25 protein-coding genes and 1 other RNA gene are annotated in these 23370 nt (G+C 28.1%); 24 read left to right on the top strand and 2 right to left on the bottom strand.

The genetic code is table 11. The features are described 5' to 3' along the window. Positions 1-24 precede the first annotated feature (24 nt). The 17 genes from BTO16_RS08595 (at position 25) to BTO16_RS08515 (ending at position 13077) form a co-directional block, all read left to right on the top strand. Positions 25-291, top strand: a complete 267-nt coding sequence (locus BTO16_RS08595; RefSeq protein WP_105021560.1) for a helix-turn-helix domain-containing protein — start codon at positions 25-27, stop codon at positions 289-291. 4 nt (positions 292-295) lie between these two features. Then, positions 296-676, top strand: a complete 381-nt coding sequence (locus tag BTO16_RS08590) for a hypothetical protein (RefSeq protein ID WP_105021178.1) — start codon at positions 296-298, stop codon at positions 674-676. Positions 677-739: 63 nt separating this feature from the next. Beyond that, positions 740-1996 (top strand): hypothetical protein, encoded by a 1257-nt coding sequence (locus BTO16_RS08585; protein WP_105021177.1) that lies wholly within the window; start codon positions 740-742, stop codon positions 1994-1996. Positions 1997-2533: 537 nt separating this feature from the next. Next, positions 2534-3787 (top strand): tyrosine-type recombinase/integrase, encoded by a 1254-nt coding sequence (locus BTO16_RS08580; protein ID WP_105021176.1) that lies wholly within the window; start codon positions 2534-2536, stop codon positions 3785-3787. A gap of 9 nt (positions 3788-3796) precedes the next feature. After that, entirely contained in the window at positions 3797-4807 is a 1011-nt protein-coding gene (locus BTO16_RS08575; protein WP_105021175.1) for a hypothetical protein, read from the top strand. A 71-nt stretch (positions 4808-4878) separates the two neighbouring features. After that, positions 4879-5160, top strand: coding sequence for a helix-turn-helix domain-containing protein (locus tag BTO16_RS08570; RefSeq protein ID WP_105021174.1), 282 nt, complete (start codon positions 4879-4881; stop codon positions 5158-5160). A 100-nt stretch (positions 5161-5260) separates the two neighbouring features. Next, complete coding sequence (locus tag BTO16_RS08565) at positions 5261-6637, top strand: DUF3987 domain-containing protein (protein WP_105021173.1); 1377 nt, start codon at positions 5261-5263, stop codon at positions 6635-6637. A gap of 169 nt (positions 6638-6806) precedes the next feature. Continuing rightward, positions 6807-7853, top strand: a complete 1047-nt coding sequence (locus BTO16_RS08560; protein WP_146105370.1) for a DUF6371 domain-containing protein — start codon at positions 6807-6809, stop codon at positions 7851-7853. 86 nt (positions 7854-7939) lie between these two features. Further along, positions 7940-8242 (top strand): mobilization protein MbpA, encoded by a 303-nt coding sequence (mbpA, locus tag BTO16_RS08555; RefSeq protein WP_105021171.1) that lies wholly within the window; start codon positions 7940-7942, stop codon positions 8240-8242. Then, positions 8243-9004, top strand: a complete 762-nt coding sequence (locus BTO16_RS08550) for a relaxase/mobilization nuclease domain-containing protein (protein WP_105021170.1) — start codon at positions 8243-8245, stop codon at positions 9002-9004. A 2-nt stretch (positions 9005-9006) separates the two neighbouring features. Next, on the top strand, positions 9007-9474 hold the full coding sequence (locus tag BTO16_RS08545) for a DUF6730 family protein (protein WP_105021169.1): 468 nt from the start codon (positions 9007-9009) through the stop codon (positions 9472-9474). Then, positions 9464-10063 (top strand): ParA family protein, encoded by a 600-nt coding sequence (locus BTO16_RS08540; RefSeq protein WP_105021168.1) that lies wholly within the window; start codon positions 9464-9466, stop codon positions 10061-10063. The genes BTO16_RS08545 and BTO16_RS08540 overlap by 11 nt, the downstream gene beginning before the upstream one ends. Before the next feature lie 42 nt (positions 10064-10105). Continuing rightward, positions 10106-10330 (top strand): hypothetical protein, encoded by a 225-nt coding sequence (locus BTO16_RS08535; protein ID WP_105021167.1) that lies wholly within the window; start codon positions 10106-10108, stop codon positions 10328-10330. A 159-nt stretch (positions 10331-10489) separates the two neighbouring features. Further along, a complete protein-coding gene (locus tag BTO16_RS08530; protein WP_105021166.1) occupies positions 10490-11476 on the top strand; it encodes a hypothetical protein in 987 nt (328 codons plus the stop codon). Positions 11477-11671: 195 nt separating this feature from the next. Continuing rightward, on the top strand, positions 11672-11887 hold the full coding sequence (locus tag BTO16_RS08525) for a hypothetical protein (protein WP_105021165.1): 216 nt from the start codon (positions 11672-11674) through the stop codon (positions 11885-11887). Positions 11888-12106: 219 nt separating this feature from the next. Next, entirely contained in the window at positions 12107-12721 is a 615-nt protein-coding gene (locus BTO16_RS08520; RefSeq protein ID WP_105021164.1) for a metallophosphoesterase family protein, read from the top strand. A gap of 170 nt (positions 12722-12891) precedes the next feature. Continuing rightward, the gene (locus BTO16_RS08515) at positions 12892-13077 is read left to right on the top strand and encodes a DNA repair protein (protein WP_245892037.1); all 186 of its coding nucleotides are present in this window, start codon (positions 12892-12894) and stop codon (positions 13075-13077) included. A 223-nt stretch (positions 13078-13300) separates the two neighbouring features. On the opposite strand, the gene BTO16_RS08510 is transcribed toward BTO16_RS08515, so the two are convergent. After that, positions 13301-13495, bottom strand: a complete 195-nt coding sequence (locus tag BTO16_RS08510; protein WP_105021163.1) for a DNA repair protein — start codon at positions 13493-13495, stop codon at positions 13301-13303. A gap of 303 nt (positions 13496-13798) precedes the next feature. Here BTO16_RS08510 and BTO16_RS08505 point away from each other — a divergent pair, with 303 nt between their 5' ends. The 7 genes from BTO16_RS08505 to BTO16_RS08475 all read left to right on the top strand — a co-directional run bounded on the left by BTO16_RS08505 (position 13799) and on the right by BTO16_RS08475 (position 22515). Then, positions 13799-14587 carry a type IV toxin-antitoxin system AbiEi family antitoxin domain-containing protein gene (locus BTO16_RS08505; RefSeq protein ID WP_105021162.1) on the top strand — a complete coding sequence of 263 codons (789 nt, stop codon included), beginning with the start codon at positions 13799-13801 and terminating at the stop codon, positions 14585-14587. Then, positions 14584-15375, top strand: a complete 792-nt coding sequence (locus BTO16_RS08500; protein WP_105021161.1) for a nucleotidyl transferase AbiEii/AbiGii toxin family protein — start codon at positions 14584-14586, stop codon at positions 15373-15375. The genes BTO16_RS08505 and BTO16_RS08500 overlap by 4 nt, the downstream gene beginning before the upstream one ends. Positions 15376-15379: 4 nt before the next feature. Beyond that, positions 15380-17002, top strand: a complete 1623-nt coding sequence (locus BTO16_RS08495; protein WP_105021160.1) for a type I restriction-modification system subunit M — start codon at positions 15380-15382, stop codon at positions 17000-17002. After that, positions 17002-18237 carry a restriction endonuclease subunit S gene (locus BTO16_RS08490; RefSeq protein ID WP_105021159.1) on the top strand — a complete coding sequence of 412 codons (1236 nt, stop codon included), beginning with the start codon at positions 17002-17004 and terminating at the stop codon, positions 18235-18237. The genes BTO16_RS08495 and BTO16_RS08490 overlap by 1 nt, the downstream gene beginning before the upstream one ends. Positions 18238-18327: 90 nt before the next feature. Beyond that, positions 18328-19023, top strand: a complete 696-nt coding sequence (locus BTO16_RS08485) for a DUF3800 domain-containing protein (protein WP_105021158.1) — start codon at positions 18328-18330, stop codon at positions 19021-19023. Next, positions 19023-19487, top strand: coding sequence for a hypothetical protein (locus BTO16_RS08480; protein ID WP_105021157.1), 465 nt, complete (start codon positions 19023-19025; stop codon positions 19485-19487). Before BTO16_RS08485 ends, BTO16_RS08480 begins: the two co-directional genes overlap by 1 nt. A 175-nt stretch (positions 19488-19662) precedes the next feature. Then, positions 19663-22515 (top strand): type I restriction endonuclease subunit R, encoded by a 2853-nt coding sequence (locus BTO16_RS08475; protein WP_105021156.1) that lies wholly within the window; start codon positions 19663-19665, stop codon positions 22513-22515. A gap of 401 nt (positions 22516-22916) precedes the next feature. Here the strand turns inward: BTO16_RS08475 and ssrA are convergent. Then, positions 22917-23309, bottom strand: a transfer-messenger RNA (tmRNA) gene (ssrA, locus tag BTO16_RS08470). Between the last annotated feature and the right edge of the window lie 61 nt (positions 23310-23370).

The raw sequence follows: 23370 nt of genomic DNA, 5'->3' as shown, positions 1-23370 counted from the left end.
ATTAATCTTAAACCATTAAAAAAGATGCAAGTACAAATTGAATTACCAAACAATTTTCTAAATGATATTGAGTATATCAAACAGGAATTAACAAACTTAAAAAAACACTTTCAACCAAAAGAACCAAATGAGTACCTAACAAGATTAGAAGTTTCTAAACTTCTTAAAATAGACTTGTCAAGTGTTCATAATTGGACTAAAAAAGGGTTACTACAATCCTATCAAATTGGAGGGCGTGTTTACTACAAACTTAAAGAGGTTGAAAGTTCTATTGTAAAACTAAACAAGTAATACAATGGCAACGCAAAACACACCAATAACCTATATTTTTAAAGAAACTAATATAGGTAAATATACAAGCGTAAAACATTACGAATTTGTATCATTTAACGGCACTACAAACCATTTATCAACGCAATTAAACATAAGTAAAAACAGAAATTGCGCACAATCTACACCTAATTACTGGCTAAAGATAAAGCAAGGTAAAAAATGGGGTAGTTGGTTAACTGGTTTATTCAAAACCTCATCTTCTAATATCTTTAGAGGGGACTTACAAAAAAAGAAACATTTATTGCTATTCAAGTTTTCAAATGATGCAGAAACTTTAAAGGTTTGCTACTTCGAGAACTACTTTACAACGGATTTAAGCAACGTTTTACAGTTTATTAAGTAATCCTATAAAATCATAAAAGAGGGCGTAAAAACCCTCTTTAAATGTTCAATTTATAAGGTAATTGTGGCAACGCATACCTTTAAACCAAATATACAATTTCCTTTGATTGATTTCGTAAAATTTAATGTAAAAGATATAAACGTCGATAACCTCGAGGTTAATTCTTTATTGGATTTTAAGACAATCGTAAACACTAAAACAGGGGAGGTCGGAACTTATAAAAATGCATTTTATAAAGGTTTAGAATTTAAAATATATGAGCAAACAGATAAGACAGATTATAGGCGTATTACTATTGAGGGAAGTTTGCATAAATATTGGAATAGTGGTGCGCATAATTTTAATGATTTCGGCATAAATGAAGTAAATGAAGTCTTAAAAGATTTGAATTATAGGTTTAATTTCACGCCTTTAAATTGCTATTTAAGGCAGTTAGAAATAGGGGTTAATATATTACCTCCAATTAAAACAAAGAAAGTCTTAAAGGCTTGTATAATGCACAAAACAAATATTTTAAAATGGGTTTTTACTAAAGATGAGGGCAACTATATTCAGGTAAAAAATCAAAGGCATTTTATAAAGTTATATGATAAAAAAACACACTATCAAAATAAAGGTTTTCTTATTGATAACGATATTATGAGAGTAGAAAAAAAATGGTGCAAAATGATTGAGTTAAACAAAAAAGGGATTTATACAATTGATGACTTAATAAACTATGATTTGATTAATTTTAAAACAGATTTATTAAATTTATGGAATGATGTTTTGTATTGTGATGTAAGTACAATTAAGGGTACTAATTATGAGAATAAATACAATAATATTAATTGGTGGGAACAATTAGAAAATAGTAACTTCAAATATCATAGAGGTAATTTGAAAAAAATGATAAAAACTAATCCTAAAAATATTAAAAATATTATATCAAATCTTATAAGTCAAAAAGTAGATTTTTTAAATACGCAAACTGTCCAAATTAACCCTTTAAATATACTGTTAAAACAGACAGTTTCTACTCTTAAAGAAGTTGATAAAAATAGGCGTGTTTGTTTAGTAACTGGGTTAAATATATCAATGCAGAAAATTGATAGTATTTTATTAAGTCATACAGGGTTGAGGTATTATTTAAAAACAGATATAAAGATTTATAATGAAGTAAAAAGCAAATATTTATCTTATAAATGGATTGATGCAGATACGGAAACCGAAATAAAAGAGATTGCACACAATATTAGAAATAAGAATTATAACAGTAAGAACAAACAAAAGAGAATCTACACACCTAAACAATATCAACTTTTTGAGGTTGCCGTATAATAAATAAAGTTATTAATGTTTATATAAATTAATCTAATAGTTAAATTCTATTAGGTTTTTTTTTGTTAAAAAGTTTATTAATGATTTTATTTGAATTTTCGTAAACCATAAAAACAGAATATTTTTAGACTTCATTAGTATCTGTTCGTGCGTGTGAAGTCTTTATCAATTTTCGGCATAGGTTTTCACGCCTAAAAAGATTAATAGTTGATTTCTATTGATTTTTGAATAATCAAACTTTTTTCAAGTTTTACACTCAATTATACAGACAGTAAAAAGGGATTAAATTTGTATGAATTATTGAAATGTTGACTAATGGTTGACTAATAAAAACCTCAACAAATTGATTAACAATAAGTTGAGGTGTAATAAAGTGGAGACGCCGAGTATTGTATTTATTATTATTGAATTGTATTTTAAATAAAAATTAGCTATAAAACCCCATATTTTAAAGGTTTTCTTATATTCGTTAAAGTTTAAGGATATAAGCTGACATAACATTTTCAGCACCTAAAACAGCACCTAGAAACTTTAACCATGAAATACTCTTTTAAACTTAAACATCCAAAACAAGAAAAAGAATCGCTTATCTATTTTACATCGTCTTTCAAAGATGAGGGTAAAACCTTTGTTTATTCTACAGGTGAAAAAATTGAAGCTAAGTTTTGGGATTTTAAAAATAAGTTACCATTGTCAAGGGGTAAAACTTCTAAGTTTTCTAGTAGTATAAAATTACAATTAGATAGACATTCAAACCTTTTCTTAGAAACAGCTAGTTTATATAAGAAAATGAAAGAGGATTTTACATCAAAAACGTTGAAGTCAGTTTTTGATGAAGAGTTTAAAAAAACTTCGGGTAAGGCAAATGTATTTTTTGAAGCATATGATGTTTTTACCGCAGAGAAAACGAATAGTAAGGAATGGTCAGTAGCGACTGTTAAAAGATATAAGAATATTAAGAACTTATTAACGAAATTTGAAAAGTTAAAAAAATATAAACTAACTTTTAGTAGTCTAAATGATCGATTTTATAGTCAATTTACGTCCTACTGTTTGGATGATTTAGGGCATATTAATAATACGTATTCGAGAAATTTAGGTTTGATCAAAACGTTTCTTTTTTGGTCTTTGAAAAATAAATACACCTATAATGATACTTTTGTTTCATTTAAAAAATTAGAAAGAGTAGTTACAAAACAATTGGCTTTAACAATTGAGGATCTAAATAAGTTATTAGAATTTGATTTTGATTTAGCAAAGCACGAGAGGGTTAGAGATGTTTTTGTATTTGCTTGTGTTACTGGAATGAGATTTGGAGAGTTGTCCTTAATTAAAAAAAGTAATGTAACCAATGAAAATATAATCCTTAAAGAAGATAAAGACCTCTCTAAGCCAGCAAGAGAAATACCATTAACAAGCATTTCAAAATATCTTTTAAAAAAATACGATTATAACCTTCCTTTAATCGCTAATCAAAAGCAAAACGAATACATTAAAGAGGTGTTTCAAGAACTTGGATATACAGACCTTGTACAAAAAGTAACAACTAAGGGTAAAGAAAATATAAAAGTAGAAATGCCGTATTATGATAGGATTTCTACTCACACAGCAAGACGAACTTTTATTACAATGATGAAGAGGCAGGGGAAGAGTGATAAATTAATAGCTTCTATTACAGGACATCGAGATATGAAAACGTTAAATCAGTATTATCAAGTTAGTGAGCCAGAAAAGAAAGAAGCTATGGATGAAGTGTTCAATATCCCATTACCTAAACTGAAGAAAGCATAAAAAGATAAAATGAAGAAAATTAGAGAATTTATAAGAAAGATTAAGTTAACAAGAAGAGAGAGGCAAGTTGAGTATTGGATAGCAATCTATGATGAAGCATATCCAAAGAGTGAAGTTACTCCTACTGCCGATTCGTTGGAAGTAAATAACAATGATTTAAAAATTAAAAAGTTTAAAAATGAATACCCGTTTTATAAATCTATTATTAAACTGTATTTAAATAAAAGGAAATATAATGAAGAAGAAATAAGGATTAGAGTTGTAGAAGAAATAATCACCTATTTTGAAGTTGTGTACAACAATAAAGAGATTGAAATAAAAACTAATAATTATACTAGTATATCCTCTAAAAGAACATTTTCAAATGAAAAAAAGAACATATTACTAGATCTTAATAGAATGCTTTTTGAAGCAATTCTTTACAGTAAAATAAAAGAACTACAAAACATAACTAAACTAAATAAAATTAAAAAAGAAGTAGAAACACCTATAAATATTGTAACAAACGAAGTAGATGTTATTCCGCTAGAAAAAAGAAATCCAATAGAACAAACTGAAGTTATAAGAGATACTATTGATAAAAAAAACAAACACTTTACTAGTCCTTCTCTAGAGGTTAAGTTAGAAATCGAAACAAATGAAAATACAGCAACAAGAAAAGTTATTATTCTTGAACTAAAAAAACACAATTTTGTAGAGCTTATGAACCCTGTTTGTTCTGAAGAAATATTAAATTTTCTTCTAGATGATGACATAATAGATGATGATGGAAAATGGATTTCTAAAAATTTAAAAAGATCTAGAGATGTAGCTTTATTTATTGGTAGGTTATTTGAAAATAATTTACTTGCTACCGAAAATCAGGCAGATGTATGCAGGAAAGCAACATCTTTTTTTGAAAAAAAAATTGATACAGGCCAGCTAAATACAATAATAAAATTCATAAAGGATGATAACATACCTACTAATGACGAGGAAACTTATCAATATTTATCATTTTTAGATGAAATTAAAATATAAAATTGATAATCAATTGATAAATTGATTTCATTATCAATCCTAAGTTTGAGCCAAATTAAAAACTCAAAATTATGGACAACACTCATTTATTAATACAATCTACGGATTTAAAAGAAGTAAAGAATCTATTAAATCAAATACTTAATAGACCTAAAGAAGACCTAAGTCAAAAGCTGTATACAGTTAAAGAAGCAAGCTCGCTCTTTAAAGTTACAGAGCTTACCGTACGAAATAAAATAAAGGCTGGTGAAATAAAAGCTTTTAAAATAGGAGATTCAGTTCGTATCAAACACGAAGAAATATTTAACTCACTTCAAGAAGTAAAATCAATTAAATACAAAAGAAAAGCGTAAAGGAGCTCCAACTCTTTTACGCTTTATTTTTTTTTAAAAACAACAGTATCAACATATACCGTGTAAAGCAAATATACGGTTTAAAATTCTATTCACAAAAATGGATGAAAATAAACCCAACAGAATCAATACAATAGATTTAGAAAATGATTATTTAAAATTAGTTCACAGAAATGAAAACCCTTTTCCTTTAGATATTTTTCCAAATGAATTACAGGAAATAATATTTGAATTTTTAAATGTTTTTAAATTCAATTTGGACTATTTAGGAGCTGGTGTTTTAGCAGCTGCATCAGCAGCGATAGGAAGATCACATCAACTGCAAGTCAAACCTGGTTGGATCGTTAAGGCGAATCTTTTTACAGTGATTGTAGGAAAACCTGGAGATGCCAAAACACCAGCATTAAGCTTGTGTTTTAAGCCAATTAACAAGGCAGATAAAAAATATTTTTCTGAATATAATGCACTCATGGATGACTATGAAAAGAGTTTAAATGACAAAGCTGAAAATAAAGAGCAACTAAACAAGCCTTACTTAAAAAAAATTCTGATGAACGATTATACACCTGAGGCATTAATATTAGCTCATTCATATAATAAAAATGGATTATGTATTCTAGTTGATGAGTTAGTTTCCCTTTTGAAGAATCTAACTAGATACACCAATTCGGGAGAAGAAGAGGCTCTCCTGTCCTATTGGAGTGGAGCTACGATATCTAAAGATCGAACTTCTTCAAGAAGTATAAGGATAAATGATCCTTTTATTGGATTAATTGGAGGAATACAAATTGGAGCCCTTAAAGAGCTTGCTAAAGGAGGTAAAAAATCTAATGGCTTTATGGACCGTCTACTATTTGTTTATCCTGAAAACTTGGAAAAAGTATTATGGAATAATAATGAAATAGACAAAATTCACTTAACTAATTATAATAATATAATTTCAAATTTATTAGATCTTAAAAATGATAGCCAGGACTCTCCAGTAATATTAAAGATTGAAAAAAAGGCTCAAGAATTTTTAAATACATGGCAAAATAATAATAAAACGGTTGATTTATTTGAATATGAAAGAGGAATTTCTGTAAAACTTGAAGACTATATATATCGTTTTTCCTTAATTATACAACTTTTATCTTCCGCAATAGTAGAGGGTGAAAATAAAGCGGAAGTTCAATTAGCTGCAGTAAAAGGAGGTATAAAGTTATATGATTATTTTTTTCATAATGCAATGAAAGTGAGAGACCAACTAGCTCCGAAAAATTATTTGGAAAGTCTCACACCGCTTAAAAAGGCTATCCTAAAAGATCTTCCTAATACATTTTCAAAAGAGGTCAGTATGAAATTAGCTTGTAAAGTAATTGATGGAAAACCCAGAATAAGCGAAAGAAGTTTGCACACATTACTTAAAGATGAAAAGTTATTTATTAAAGTGTCTCATGGGGAATATGAAAAAGTAATTAAAGATAAAAGCAATTAAGATTGCAATTCTTGCATTTTCTGCAATTTAATCACAAAACCTTTCAGTTCAGTGATTTACGTGTTAATTTTTATGAAATGAAATTGCAAGTATTGCAAATCAATTGCAAAGGAAAAAACTCTAAACACCCTATTAAATATAATAAGTGCAGGAATTGCAGAAAATGCAAATGATATATAAATATTCACTACATCGTAAATCTATAAAACACATTTGCCCTAGGTGTGCTAAAAAAAGATTTGTAAGATATGTCGATAATGAAAGTAATCAATATTTATCTGATAAAGTAGGGAGGTGTGACCGTGAGCAAAATTGTGGGCATCATTACACACCAAAATTTTTTTTTAATGATAATCAAGAAGAATATAAACCAATTCTTTCGAATACTGCTCCGTGGAATAGTATTCAGCAGGATGCTAGTTTTCATAAAAATGAAGAATTGGCAACTAGTTTATGTAATTATGACAAAAATAATTTTGTGAAATTTTTGAAATCAAAATTTGATATTAACAAGGTCAATGAAATGATGCAGCAATATAAAATAGGAACTCAATCTAATAAATTTTATGGAACCATATTTTGGCAAATAGATTTTCTAAATAAAGTAAAGGGAGGTAAAATTATTAATTATGATAATTTAGGAAAAAGAACCAAATATATTAATTGGGTTCATGCTGTAAATATCAAACAAAAAAAGATTAGAAATTTCAATCTAGAACAATGTCTTTTTGGTTTGCATCTAATGAAATCATCTAGTAAAACTATAGCAATTGTCGAGTCAGAGAAAACGGCTTGTGTTATGACTATGCTTTTTGATAAATATTTGTGGATGGCTACAGGAAGTCTAGGTGGATTAAATCAGAAAAAAATAGCACCTCTTAAAAATCGGACAATTATTTTATATCCAGATTTAGGAGAAAGTATAAATAATCATACACCATATTCAAAATGGAAAAAGAAATGTGATGAATTCAAAAAAAAAGGATTTAACATAAAAATTTCAGATTTATTAGAACAAAATTCGACTTATAATGATCGGAAAAAAGGACTAGATATTTCAGATTATTTTATTGAAAATCTAAATACAAAACCAACAAAAATAATAGCAAATAATAATAAAAAAATTTTAAATATGTACAAGAAAAACAGGAAAATAAAAACCTTAATTGACGTTTTTGACTTAACTAATATTAACGGGAATACTATTACGTTTTGAGTAATTTACAAGATGTGTGAAGTGGGCCCAAAGCCTGACTTCACAAATCTTGATTTACTTCCTGCGGTCGCAAATGGAGCAATTACATGAAAAGAAAAAATAATATAGTAACAAAGTTTAGAACGTCTTCATTCGAGAAGAAGTTGATAGTTCTGCGAGCTAAAAAAACAGGCTTATCACAAAGTGAATTTTGCAAGAAGGCTGTTCTTGAAATTGAAATAAAAGAGCGTTTAACTGAAGAACAAATTGAGGTCTATAAAATGCTAATTACATATCATAACAACTTTAAAAGTATTGGAAATTTAATTAAAAAAAAGCATCCTGATTTGTATCAAAAAGTATTTCAAATAGCAGAAGAAATTAAAACTCATTTACATAATTTTAAATAAATGATTGGTAAAGCAGCATCAATATCGCATACAAAAGCATCAATTCAATACGGTTGGAATCAAGAAAAAGATGCAGAAATAGTCCTCAAAAAAAACCTAGCAGGAGATTCACCAAAAGAGATTACTGAAGAGTTCAAAATTATTCAGTCCATGAATGTAAGGTGTAAAAAAAACACAATCTCTTTTGTCTTAAGTCCTACAGTTGAAGATGGAAAAAAATTAGATGTTCAAGGCTTGAATAAAATTGCAAATGAATTCATAAAAGATTTAAAATTAGAAAATCATCAAGCTATTGCTTTTTCTCATAACGATAAGGATCATAAACATTTACACTTATACATTAACAGGATTGATTTTCAAGGCAAAGCTTATAATGATAGTTTCATAGGAAAACGATCTCATAAAGCTGCAGAAAGAGTTGCTTTAAAATTAGGTTTACAAACTGTCACACAAGTTCGAGAAGAAAAATTAGAAGAAGTTTTAGAAATTAGATCAGAAATAAAATCTATTCATGATTTTACTTTACAGAATTTACAAATAGCAAATTTTTTATATTACATAAAGGCTATGAAAAAGAAAAAGGTACTTGTAATTCCAGTTAAAAGCAAACAAGGCAAACTCATTGGTTATCGGTATGAATATAAAGGCATAAACCTAAAAGGAAGTGATGTGCATAGGTCTATGTCTGTAAAAAAAGTTGAAAAAGAAATACAGCAAAACATCAAGGTAAACCAATCAAAACAATTTAAAATAAGAAGATAATAATGGCAAAGATAGAAGAAATAACAGCATTAATGATTAATGAGATTGACACATTTAAAAGTTCCGTATCTCAACTGCAAAAGGTGTTACCATCAATACAGAAAGAAGTAGCTAAAATCGAAAATATTCATATTAAAGTAGATACCTCCTCTTATGATCAGAAGTTTTCTCAATTATTACATAAAATTGAACTTAATTATGCAAGACAAACTAATCAATTAGAACAATTTAAAGACAAACTAAAAAAAAGGATTACAATTCCAAATTGGGTGATTATAATATTTACAACTTTTGTTTCATTACTTCTGATCTCATCCTTGTATAATTTTTACCATTACAAAAATGCTGTAAAAATAAAAAATGAAGCATATCAAAAGGGGAAAACTCAAATTGAGACACATATTATTAGCTTCTTTGATGCTTATCCAAATTCATATAAGACTTATAAAAAGTGGCAAGATGAAAAATAATCCAAAGATCATAGTAATAACAAATCAGAAGGGAGGAGTTGGTAAAAGTACATTATGCGCACTATTAGCAATAAATCTGTCAAGTGATTCAAAAGTAGCTATATTAGATTTTGATCCTCAAGGAAGTTTAAGTCAATTGAAGGACATCATTACTGCTGTCGATATTATTCCCTACAAAAGGGGAGTAGAAGAAATCTTAGAATTAGAGTATGATTTCATCTTTATAGACACACCGCCTTACTTGTCAAATCATTTACCAAAACTTATTGAATTGGCAGATTTAATAGTGGTTCCTTTAAAAGGATCTGCGTTAGATTTATTAGCTTTATCTGGAACTTTAGATCTTATTGAGCAAAAAAACAAGAAAAGTAATACTCTAATTGTTTTTAATATGATAAAAGCAAATACAACATTAACATTAGACATTTTAATAGGATTAGAGGAGTATAACGTCCCAATTGCCAAAACTCACATCTCAGATTTAGTAGCTTTTACAAGATCGGTGTTAGTAGGTGGTGTTAAAAATGATAAAAATGCCCAAAAACAAATAGATAATTTAACAAGAGAAATATTAATCAAACTTATATAATTATATTTTTCTACAATTATATAAAACTATAAATATAGCATTATGGAAAAACTAGATTTTAATGATTTAATCAAAAAGGCTAAAGCAAATAACCAAAGTAAAACAATGCAAAAAGTAGTTCCTATTATATCTAAAGAGATAGATGAAACTCAATTTTCGTTTTATATTGAAAAAAAACTTTTAAAAAGATTGAAGATAAAAGCACTTGATGAAGATTGTAGTGTAAAAAAACTAATAAACAAATCAATTGAAGATAGTTTAAATTAATATTTCTTTATTTTTTTAAGGCTTTAGATAATTTAAAAGTTTGTTTAAATTTGAAATAAATAATTGTAAAAGAAAAAAAAATAAATTTATAAACATATAAAGTGTTTAATTTTTGAGTTACTAGTAAGATTCAGTTCCACGCTTTTTTAATCGTTAAATATGGAAAATAAATATCCAAAAATCGCCAACATTAAATTAAAAATTTCAGTAAGCTGTTCTGAAGAAAACAAAGAAATTATTAAGTTGTATTGGGAACTTAAAGGGATAGAGTTATCTAATTCGCCCAGACAAATTAAAGAACAATTCAAGCTCTCTCAATCTGAATTGACTAAATTAAATACTACTTACTCTAAAGTCTTGCTATATTTATTTTGTAGTAATTGTAATTCTTACGAAAAGCACGAAGCTAAAAGTCAATCTCGATTTAATGAAGCAATAAAAAAACAAAACAATAGATATTCAACAGACTTCAAATGTTCATATTGTGAAGAAGAGGAGGTTGAAGCACTTAAAATACAAAAGATAAAGAAACATAATGATCTGTTACTAAAATTAGATGCTGCAATTGAAAACAAGAACTGGAAAAGACTTTCTAATTTTGAAAAACTCTTATTAGGAAACTGTTTAATAATGGATTTCTATCATTTAAAAAAGCATTACGGAGGTTTGCTTGGTCATCATAAATTCATTGAATTGATTAGAGCTTTAGAAAATATTGAAGATCAATATCTAATTCTATTAGATAGGGATTCCTTTAATAATTACATAACAAATTACCGATATGTAAGTAGGTTAAGGGAATATAAAGAGGAAATAATTTTTGTCGAAGAAGAAATAGATAATTCTATCGATTACGATAAGGAAACGAATACTTTAAAATTAAAACTTACAATAACCGAAAATCAACAGTATCCTGATAGTCCAAAATTCTCTGGAGTTGTTAAGTTTAAAGAAAGAATAGTTATTGAACCAAATGTAGATTATGTTTTTGGTCTTTGGCAGCGTGCTAATAATAATTTATATTTAACATTAACACCACAAGAAAATATAGATATATTACCTACCCAAAAAAGAATATCAAAACTTCCTATTTCAGTGCAAAAAGCAGTTACAGATTTTTTAAATAATATGAGCAAAAACTTTTAACCAAAATAACCATGATAGATATTAACGACAAACTATACATTACAAAAGAAGTAAACAGTGGTAATTCGTTAGCTATTATTAGAATTTAGCTTTGAAGAAAACAGTAACAATAAAAATGTTTCTTCAATTTTAGAAAACACAAATCTCTGCAATGGTGATTTAAATCCAGATGTAGAATTAGAACTAATTGAGTTTATGTATCCTTTTTTAAAAAAGTTAAATAAGAATGATATTATAGCATTGTATTTCTGGACAATAAACAACTTGTATGTAAGATATCTTGAAGATTCAGATAATATTCCTGAAAATGATTTTGATGAAAATGATTGTGATGAAATCTATAATTTTAAATTTGGTAGAAAACTTGCTTACAAAACTATACGAGCCGGAATCTACAGAGTTAGAGGATGAACTTTTTGAAGAGTTAAAAAAACTTTTAATGAGTTATGCTACCTAATTTTATTTTCCGCAATAGAGGAGTGTACACTTCAGTATATTGATGAGGCCATTGAAAGCTATTGTGATTAAATAATCTCTATTTAATGAACTATTTGAAATAAATAAAACAATGAAGCTAATTTTAATTTTAAAAGGTACAATGTTCTAAGTATAAACTTAAAACATTGACAAATGAAGCATTTTAAAAAGTTTAAAAAAGCATTCGGATTAAACGAAATTAGATTAATTGATTTTCCAAAGAAACAATCAAATGTAAAAATTTCTAGAATTTGTAATTCAGATAAAAGAGGTGGTTGCTCCTGGTGTTTTTCTCACGGAATTGATACTAATAATTCTAAAAGCAGTAAATATTGGAATAACAGAAGCTGGAAAAGTTATAGAAATAATCAATTTAAAAAGAATATTAAATTATTTTTATTCCTTAGACTCCTCAAAAAAACAGTTATAAAAATTTATAATATCACTCATAATAATGAAATTAAAATTTTTATTGCTGGTAATTATGATTTCTTTTTTGAAAGAGCACATAGGGATATCATAAAAAATAAAATCCCGAAAAATGTTATTTACTTGAATGATTCAGGTTGTGAGATAGCAGACTTAAAAATTTGGGGCTCTCCAGTTCAACCCGAGTTTTATAATTGGGCTTTCAATATAGAATGTGGAAAAGAAATAAAACAACATTGGGATTTAATACCTAAAAATATTGATATTCTAATAACCCATGGTCCACCTTATGGTATTCTTGACAAAACAACAAGGAATGATCTTGTTGGTTGTGAATAATTAGCTAAAAAAATAATTGAAATAAAGCCAAAAATTTACGTATTCGGACATATTCATGAGGCTTATGGAATACTTGAAAAAGATAAAACAACTTTTATTAATGCAAGTATTTTAAATGAAAAGTATATTTACACCAATAACCCTATTGTTATCGAAATTCAAAAATAGAAATGATGTTAAAACACTTTGAATACAAAAAATACAAAGGTTCAATAGAATTCAGCAAAGTAGACAATTGTTTTTATGGAAGAATAGTTAATATTATTGATTTAGTCAATTATGAAGCAAAATCAGTTTCAGACTTAAAGAAATATTTTATTGAAGCCGTTAAGTCTTACAGTGAACAAATTAAATAAATGTTTAACTCAGCACTTATAACTTCATGAAAAGTTTTAGAATCACTATGATGAGTTCAAATGAATTGACATTAAATGGGGTATAATTATATAAATCTACAATTATGGAATCCAGTAATTATATATCAATCCTTTTATTACTTTAGAGGTTTAAAAGAAGCTACAAGAGTTAATAAAGAACTTCAAAGAAACATTTATTTACAGTTTACTGTTAGTATATAACCTACCTAAAGCAACCATAACGAAGTTGCGAAGGGGGACTGACAACCTCTTTAAAAACAGCATTTAACTTATCCATAGATTGAGCTTCATAATTAACTAAATCATCTATTCCTATAATTTTACCAAAAAAGTAACTATCCTTATTGCTAAACTTAATAGTTCCTAAGTAATTCTTATGTTTTAAGGTATTTATCATGGGTTATGTTTTTAAAAAAAAGTATTCTATGTATTAGTTTTTAGTATAATTATGAAGTTTTTCTCCCTTTAAATTTACTTATCTCGTTCAAGCTTCGCAAAATTCCTACTAAGTCACATTCTGTTTCCTTAGCTCAAATATTTGCCTGTTTCACTTCACTAACTAAAACAATTTATAATGTATTTAAAATCAGATTTTTAAAAATAAATCTATACTAATTTTGAATTGGAAAGAAAAATATCATAGTAAAAAAACTGTATAATTACCTTAAAAAGGTATCTTTATCGAAAATTCACTATAAAATTGAATATTTCTGACTACATAAAGCAATTACAATCTGTTGAAGAATATTCTTTTTCATGGGATGAACTTGTAGCAGCTTGCGATAAAACAGATACCGCTTTAAAAAGAGAGCTTTCTAGATTGGTAACTAAAAAGGAAATTGTAAACTTAAGAAAAGGATTCTATTTAATAATTCCTCCTAGATATTCTAAACAAGAACAAATACCAGTTCAACTATTTTTAGATAAGCTTTTTAAGTATTTAGATAGAAATTATTATTTAGGTTTTTATTCTGCTGCTAAGTTCCACGGTGCAGGGCATCAACAGGTGCAAAGAGACTATGTGATGACCGATAAAGCATTTTCAAATATAAAAAAATCTTCTTTAGATATTCATTTTTTTACAACTTCAAAATGGCCAACTAAAAACATTTTAGACAAAAAATCTGATGCAGGAATATTTAAGATCTCTAGCCCAGCACTTACAGCAGTAGATTTAATTCATCATCAAAATAAGTTAGGCGGAATAAATAGAATGTTAGCCATTCTTGAAGAGTTATCTGAAGAACTTACTAAAAAGGATATAGAAGAATTACTTACTTGGTATCCTCATAAAAGTACTTTACAACGATTTGGTTTTTTATTAGAAGAGCTGCAAGTAGAAGAAATTCTTTTAGAACCAATAATGAAACATTTAAAAACATCAAAATACTTTCCAGTACTATTGAGTCCAAAATCAAAACAAAAACCCGGCGCAGTAAACAACGATTGGAAAGTAGATATAAACATCAAGCTAGAAAACGACCTATGATTCCGAAGCCTTACATAGCAAAATGGCAAGAACAAGCACCTTGGAAACAATTCTATCAAGTAGAACAAGACCTTGTAATTAGTAGAGCATTAGTAGAAATTTTTTCTGATGATTTTTTACGTGAAAATTTAGCTTTTAGAGGAGGTACAGCTTTGCATAAGTTGTATTTAAACCCTGCTCCACGATATTCTGAAGATATTGATTTGGTTCAAATTAAACCAGGACCCATAAAACCAATAATGGAACGTATTAAAGAAGTTGTTACTTTTTTTGAAGAACCTAGAAGAACGCAAGTAAAAGGGCATGGAGCAAAAGCAACATACCGTTTCACTTCCGAGTATGAAGATATTAGATTACGCTTAAAATTAGAAATTAATTGTAAAGAACATTTTAATGTTTTGGATTGGGTAGATTTTCCTTTTGAAGTAGAGAGTGAATGGTTTTCTGGAAAAGCTAAAATTAAAACATATAGCATTAACGAATTATTAGGTACAAAATTACGTGCCTTATACCAACGTAGTAAAGGAAGAGATTTGTTTGATTTAGATTATTCAAGGTTAAATATGGAATTAGATATTAAGCAAATCATTAAATGTTTTAAAGAATACACAACATTTTCTACAGGAAACAGACCGCCTAGTAAAAAAGAGTTTTTATTAAATATTGAAGAAAAAGAACAAGACCCAAATTTTACAGGAGATATGGAAGCTCTATTAAGAACAGGTGTAAAATATAATCAAGAGGAAGCTTTTAACTGGCTTAAAAGCGAATTGATAAACAAGATATAACAAAATGTCAGAAGACCATAAAAAACAATTAGAACAACAACTCTGGAATATTGCGAACACCCTTAGAGGTAAAATGAATGCAGATGAGTTTCGTGATTATATATTAGGCTTTATTTTCTATAAATATTTATCCGAAAAAATGGAGATATATGCCAACAAAATCTTGAAAGAAGGTGGCGATACATTTCTATTTTCTGAAATAGATGAAAACACAGCAACAGGAAAAGAATACATAGAGGCTATAAAAGAAGAATCTTTAGAGAAATTAGGTTACTTCTTAAAACCATCAGAGTTATTTTCTGCTGTTTCAAAACGTGGTAATCACAATGAAGATGAAAAAGAAAGTGATGCTGTAGCAGAAAATACTTCATTAACCTACAATACAAAAGACAATTTCATATTAGAAGATTTACAAAAGATTCTAAACAATATCCAAAACAGTACAATGGGAACGGATAGTGAAGAAGATTTTGAAGACCTTTTTGAAGATATGGATTTAAACTCTACCAAATTAGGGAAAAGTCCAGAAGCTCGTAACGAGATTATTGCCAAAGTACTCGCGCACTTAGATAAAATTGACTTTAAATTAGAAAATACAGAGTTAGATGTATTGGGAGATGCTTACGAATATCTAATAGGGAAATTTGCAAGTGGAGCAGGTAAAAAAGCGGGAGAGTTTTATACACCACAAGAAGTAAGTACAGTATTGGCTAAATTTGTGACTACTGGTAAAAAGAAACTAAAATCGGTCTATGACCCAACGTGTGGTAGTGGTTCTTTACTATTGCGTGTTGCTAAAGAAGTAGAGGAAGTAAACAACTTTTATGGACAAGAATTAAACCGTACTACGTACAATTTAGCACGTATGAATATGATATTGCACGGTGTGCATTATCGTAAGTTTGATATTAAACAAGAAGATACTTTAGAACACCCACAACATTTAGAACACCGTTTTGAAGCTATAGTAGCTAATCCACCGTTTTCTGCTAATTGGAGTGCTAATCAACTCTTTATGAGTGATGATAGGTATAGTCAATATGGTAAATTAGCACCTAAAAGTTATGCGGATTTTGCTTTTGTTCAGCATATGATATATCAGTTGTCTGAAAATGGAACAATGGCAATTGTATTGCCTCACGGTGCATTGTTTAGGAAAGGTTCTGAGCAGAAAATAAGAAAATATTTAATTAACGAAAAGAACTATTTAGATGCAGTAATAGGATTACCAGAGAAAATATTTTTTGGAACGGAAATACCTACTTGTATTTTAATTTTCAAAAAATGTAGAGAGAACCCAGAAGATGTTTTATTTATTGATTCAAGTAAATATTTTGAAAAATCTACTCAAAATTTTTTAAGACCTACTGATGTTGATAAGATAATTAGTATATATAGACAGAGATTGACTGAAGATAAATATAGTTATTTGGCTTCTTTAAATGAGATTTCAGAAAATGATTATAATTTGAATATTGCAAGATATGTAGATACATTCAAAAAGGCTGAAGATGTAAATCTCATAGAGTTATCTGATGAAATAAAAGATATGAATAAATCAATTTCAAAAGCACAAAATAGCTTATTAGAGTTTTGTTCAGAACTAAAAATACCAACACCTTTTTAATGGAATTAATTAAAGGCACAGAGCCAAGGTTGCGTTTTCCAAATTTTAAAGAAAATTGGAAGGAATATAAGTTATACGAACTTTTAGTTGAGCATAAAATACGTAATAAAGACAACGAGGTTGTTGAAGTTTTTTCAGTAGCAAAAGTCAAAGGAGTTGTTAATCAAATTGAGCATTTAGGGCGTTCATACGCATCTGATAATATTTCAAATTATAAAGTGGTCAATCCTTATGATGTTGTTTATACTAAAAGCCCTACTGCAAATTATCCGTTTGGTATCATAAAGCAGAATAGAACAAATAGGACTGGAGTTGTATCTGTTTTATATGGCGTGTTTAAGCCTAAAAATAGATACATTGGCTCTTTATTACACTATTATTTTTCATCCTCAATTAACATATATAATTATTTAGTACCTGTAGTTAATATTGGTGCTAAAAACACAATGAACGTTGGTAATTCTGATTTTTTAAACGGTTTCAAATTGAGTTTGCCTACTAATGAGTTAGAGCAGAAGAAAGTATCTATATTTTTTTATGACTATGAAAATTATATTAAACTATTAAATAATAAGCTTGCACTTCTCATTAAGTATAGAAATGCTGTAGTTGAAAAAATATTTTCACAAGAAATAAGATTTAAAGCAGATAGTGGAAGTAGTTTTCCTGTATGGAGAGAAATGAAGGTTTCTGAAATATTTGAAAAATATTCAAATCCTGTAAATGTTGTTTTAAATGAAAAATATAAGGAAATAGGGATTCGTTCACACGGTAAAGGTATTTTTCACAAAGAAAGTAAAACAGGTGATGAAATAGGTAATAAGAGAGTCTTTTGGTTAAAAGAAGAATTATTTATTTTAAACATTGTTTTTGCTTGGGAAGGTGCAGTAGCTAAGACTTCAAAAAATGAAGTTGGTATGATAGCATCACATAGATTTCCAACATTTAAAGCAAAAGATTCTATTCTTAATCTTGATTTTATTTTAGCATTCTTTAAAACAAGAAAGGGTTTACACCTACTTCAATTAGCATCACCAGGAGGTGCAGGTAGAAATAAAACATTGGGGAAAGCAGATTTTGATAACCTTAAAATTCTTATTCCTGACATCAAAGAACAAAATAAAATAGCTGATTTTATTATTGAATTGGATTTGAATATTAAAAGTTTAAAAAAGCAAATCGATAAGGCTAAAAAATATAAAAATGGTTTATTACAACAAATGTTCTGCAATTAATATATTATGTGTACACAATCAGAACAAGTATTAGAAAATCAGTTAGTAGAGCAGTTGTCAAATATTGCGTACTCTTAAAAATATAAAGTAATGAATTTTGAAATATACTGTGATGAAAGTGGTTTAGAAGCTTTAAGTCATAAAGAAGCACACTTATATACTGCTATTGGTGGTATTTGGATGCCTGCCGATTATAGAGATATTTTTAAAGAGCATATAAATGCTATTAAAGTAAAACACAATGTATATGGTGAGCTAAAGTGGAATAAAGTATCGCCTAAGTTTTATGCTTTATATAAGGATATTATAGATTATTTTTTTCAAACAGAACAAGTTCGTTTTAGAACCATATTAATAGAAGCCGACAAAGTAGATAATTATGTTTTTAATAATAAAGACATAGAACTTGGTTTTTATAAATTTTATTATCAATTACTACACCATTGGATTTTTGATTTTAATAATTACAACATCTTTTTAGATTTAAAAGTAAATAGAGATAAAACACGTTTAAAGGCACTCAGAAATTCATTAGACAATTCCAATCTTACATCTGGTATAAAACAAGTTCAGGGACTTCCATCGGATGAATCTTTAGGTATACAATTAGCAGATATTCTAACAGGCTTAACAAATGCTAAGTTTAATAAAGAGATTACAAGTACTGCTAAATTGGGTTTAATTGCTCATATAGAAAACACGTACTTAGGTAATACAATTGCACCTACACCTAAATGGGAAGAAAAATTTAACGTATTTAAGATTAATCTTCAAGGTGGTTGGTAATGGCATATAAAAAATTAAAACCACATTTAATTGATGAAGCAGTAAGAGAAGCAGAAATGCGAAAGCTATGGCACGATGAGTATTGTGTAACAGAAATTGAAACTTTTGATAGCGTTAAAGTTAAGTTTTATGATGATATGTTTGACCATTGCTTTTATGAAAGTGCAAATAGAGTAGAAAAGGATAAATCTATTTTGTCACTAAATAGACTTGAAAAGATGCTTTGGATAAAAGAAACATTATTGGATGGTGAAGCAATATTAAAAAAAGGGTGGGACAATTATAAAAAAACCCATTATACAAACAGAAGGGTTGCGGTTGTAAAAGGAAATTATGTTGTTATCATACGATTCACAGGAGTTTTAAAAGCTAAATTGATAACTGCTTATGAAAAAAATGACATAGAAAATATATTAGAAAGTCCTGATTTTGAAAGGACAGAAGAGTTTTTCGGAAAAAATTAGGCACAAAAAAAACGTTGATTCGGGTTCAACGTTTAAGACCTTTGTAAATTCCCTACCTAAGGTAAAGAACAGTGCAAATATACAAAATGTTTTCAAATATGAATACTTTTCAACAATATAGTTGCACTTATGCACATTGCTTAATACAAAATTGATGCCAAATTAACAAAAACAAATGAGTACACAACCAGAACAAGTATTAGAAAATCAGTTAATAGAGCAATTATCAAATCAAGGCTACTCAAAAGTTAGTATTCCAGATGAAGCATCATTATTAACTAATTTAAAAGCACAATTAGAAAAGCATAACAATATTACGTTTACTGCTAAAGAGTTTGAGCGTGTATTAAACATATTAAGCAAAGGTTCTGTATTCGAGAAAGCTAAAACACTAAGAGAAAAACAGCATATTGTTAGAGATAACGGAGATAATTTATATTTCGAGTTTTTAAATACCGAGCATTGGTGTCAAAATCAATATCAAGTTACCAATCAAGTTACTATTGAGGGTAGTTATAAAAATCGTTACGATGTTACGCTATTAGTAAATGGCTTACCATTAGTACAAATAGAATTAAAGCGTAGAGGCTTAGAAATGAAAGAAGCCTTTAATCAAATAAACCGTTATCAAAGACATTCATTTGGTGCTAAATCTGCCTTATTTCAATACGTTCAAATCTTTGTTATCAGTAACGGTGTAAATACCAAATACTATGCAAACAACAGGCATCAATCTTTTAAACAAACATTCTATTGGACAGATAACGAAAACAAGCGATTAACCAATATTTTAAATGGTTTTACAAGTGAGTTTTTAGAGCCTTGTCATATCTCTAAAATGATATGTAAATACATTGTTTTAAACGAAACGCATAAAATATTAATGGTGTTGAGACCATATCAATACTATGCAGTAGAAAACATAATAGATAAAGTCAAAAATAGTACACATAACGGTTATATCTGGCATACTACAGGTTCAGGTAAAACGCTTACATCTTTTAAAGCAAGTCAAATTATTATGAAAATGCCACAAGTTAAAAAGGTGGTGTTTGTAGTAGATAGAAAAGATTTAGATTATCAAACTACTAAAGAATTTAATAGCTTCTCTAAAGGCAGTATAGATGGTACAGATAATACTAAAGCATTAGTAAAACAGTTTAGTGATGATACTAAAATTATTGTAACTACCATTCAGAAGCTAAATACAGCAATTAGTAAAAAGAACTACTTAGCGAAAATGGAAAAAATGAAAGAGGAGCGTATCGTCTTTATTTTCGATGAATGTCATAGAAGTCAATTTGGTGATACACACAATCGTATAAAAGCGTTCTTCAATAACTTTCAAATGTTTGGTTTTACAGGAACACCAATATTTGCGGACAATGCAGTTAAAAACGAATTAGGTAAACGTACTACTAAAGAATTATTTGGTGAGTGCTTGCATAAATACGTGATTACAGATGCTATTAAAGATGAAAATGTATTAAAATTTGCAGTAGAATATGTTGGTAAATACAAACAAAAAGAATCTGCAACAGAAATAGATATTGAAGTAGAAGACATTGACCGTAAAGAGTTAATGGAATCACCAAAGCGTTTAGAGAAAATAGCAGATTATATTATAGCAAATCATAATCGTAAAACACACAACAAAGAATTTACAGGAATGTTTTGTGTTGGTAGTACAGATATGTTGGTCAATTATTATGATATACTATACCGTAAAAAATTAGAGGGCAAACACAATCTAAAAATAGCAACCATATTTAGTTATGTAGCTAACGAAGAAGATGCAGATGCAAACGGATATATTCCAGAAGAAGTTTCGGTAGTAGAAGATACACCTGCTTTATATGGAATGCATTTACACAAAAGAGATAAATTAGAAAGTTATATAGGGCATTATAATGAAATGTTTGGTTCTAATTTTACAACAAAAGATAGTCAATCATTTTATAATTATTATAATGATATTTCAAAGAAAGTAAAAGAACGGAAGATAGATGTTTTGTTGGTTGTTAATATGTTCTTAACAGGTTTTGATAGTCCATCATTAAACACTTTATATGTAGATAAGAATTTAAAATATCACGGATTAATACAAGCGTATTCACGTACAAATAGAATTATAAACGAGCAGAAATCACAAGGTAATATTGTGGTGTTTCGTAATCTTAAAAAAGTAACAGATCAAGCAATAACACTCTTTAGTAACAAAGATGCTATAGATGTTATTATAATGAAACCTTACGAAGATTATACTCAAAAATTCAATGAAGGGTATATAGAATTACTTAAAGTTACACCAACTGTAAATAGCGTTAATGATTTAGTAAGCGAAGAAGATGAATTAGCCTTTATTAAGGCATTTAGAGAGTTAATGCGTTTAAAAAATACAATGACAACCTTTGCTAATTTCGATTGGGAAGATTTAGCAATGCAAGAACAATTGTTTAATGATTTCAGAAGTAAATATTTGGACTTATGGCAAAAAACAAAAGACGATACTGCTAAAGAAAAAGTATCAATATTAGACGATGTAGATTTTGAATTAGAATTAATTCATAGAGATGAAATTAATGTAACTTATATTCTAAAACTATTAGCATCTTTAAAAGATGTTAAGAAAGAAGAACAAGAAGCTAAGAAAAAAGAAGTAGTAGATTTATTAACAGGAGAAGCTAATTTAAGAAGTAAGCGAGTGTTAATAGAAAAGTTTATAGAAGACAACCTTCCTGAAATAGAAGACTCAGAAACAATACCGCAAGAGTTTGAAAAATTCTGGTCAGAAGAACAACAAAAAGCATTTGAAGTATTTGTAAAAGAAGAAAATCTATCATCAGATAAAACACAAAAACTCATAGAGGATTATCTTTACGCAGAAAGAGAACCATTACGTGATGAGTTATTAGATTTAATAGAAGGAACTAAACCAAATGTTTTAAAACGTAAATCAATAGGAGATAGAATTTTAAATAAAGTAGTAAACTTTGTGGAGACTTTTATTAATGGTTTGGATGGGTGACTTATGAGGCCTTTTGCAAAAAAAAATGTTTAATAACGTCATTAATTATTTTATCAACATTACTTTTTCTTATAGGTAGCTCAGTATAGAAACTCGATGAAGCAAATTCAGCTGGAGTAATACGTTTAATATGTTTTTTAATAATCGTTTCCTCTTCATCAGGATACTTTTCTTTTAACTTAATAATAAAATCATCATAAATCTTTGCGTATTCGGAACGTTCTAAGGAAAAGGAATCTGCCGAGTCACTTTTCCAATCCTGATCTTCTAAATATATATAGTTTAAAATCTATATTTTAAGTAAAAGACTTTAGTAGAGAGGCTTTCAATAAATAAAAAACAGCACCCAAAACAGCACCTTAAAAAATAAAACCCTGTAAATTAGTTATTTACAGGGTTGAAAGTGGAGACGCCGAGAATCGAACTCGGGTCCAAACAAGCAGTCAAAAAGCTTTCTACATACTTAGTTTTTGATTGGTTTTCGTTTAAAAGATGATCAAAAACAACCTACTTTTAACTTAACTTCTTTAGTTTCAAAAACCCGCCGAAGTTTCAGGTTTTCTATGTTTATATTTACGATGCCCTAATATGAAACGCCATAAACCAAGGCTTTTCGTGGACATAAAGCTTGCACACCTTGTGTGCCTAGGCCAATCCTACTATATTTCGGATTAAGCAGCTAAAGCGTAGTTATCTTCGCCGTTTAAAAAGGTGAAATAAGTTTTACAAGAATAATTTCATTCCTTGGTATGCTTACAAATCTACTGATCTTGCTGTCAAAACCAGTCGTCCCCAAAAATGTCAATGAAATATTTCTAATTAGAAATACAGTTTGCAAAAGTATAAAAAAATACA

The organism is Polaribacter glomeratus (genome assembly GCF_002954665.1).
GTDB classification, from domain to species: Bacteria; Bacteroidota; Bacteroidia; order Flavobacteriales; family Flavobacteriaceae; genus Polaribacter; species Polaribacter glomeratus.
The sequence above is the reverse complement of the archived record's forward strand: the minus strand, read 5'-3'. Positions and strand labels throughout refer to the sequence as shown.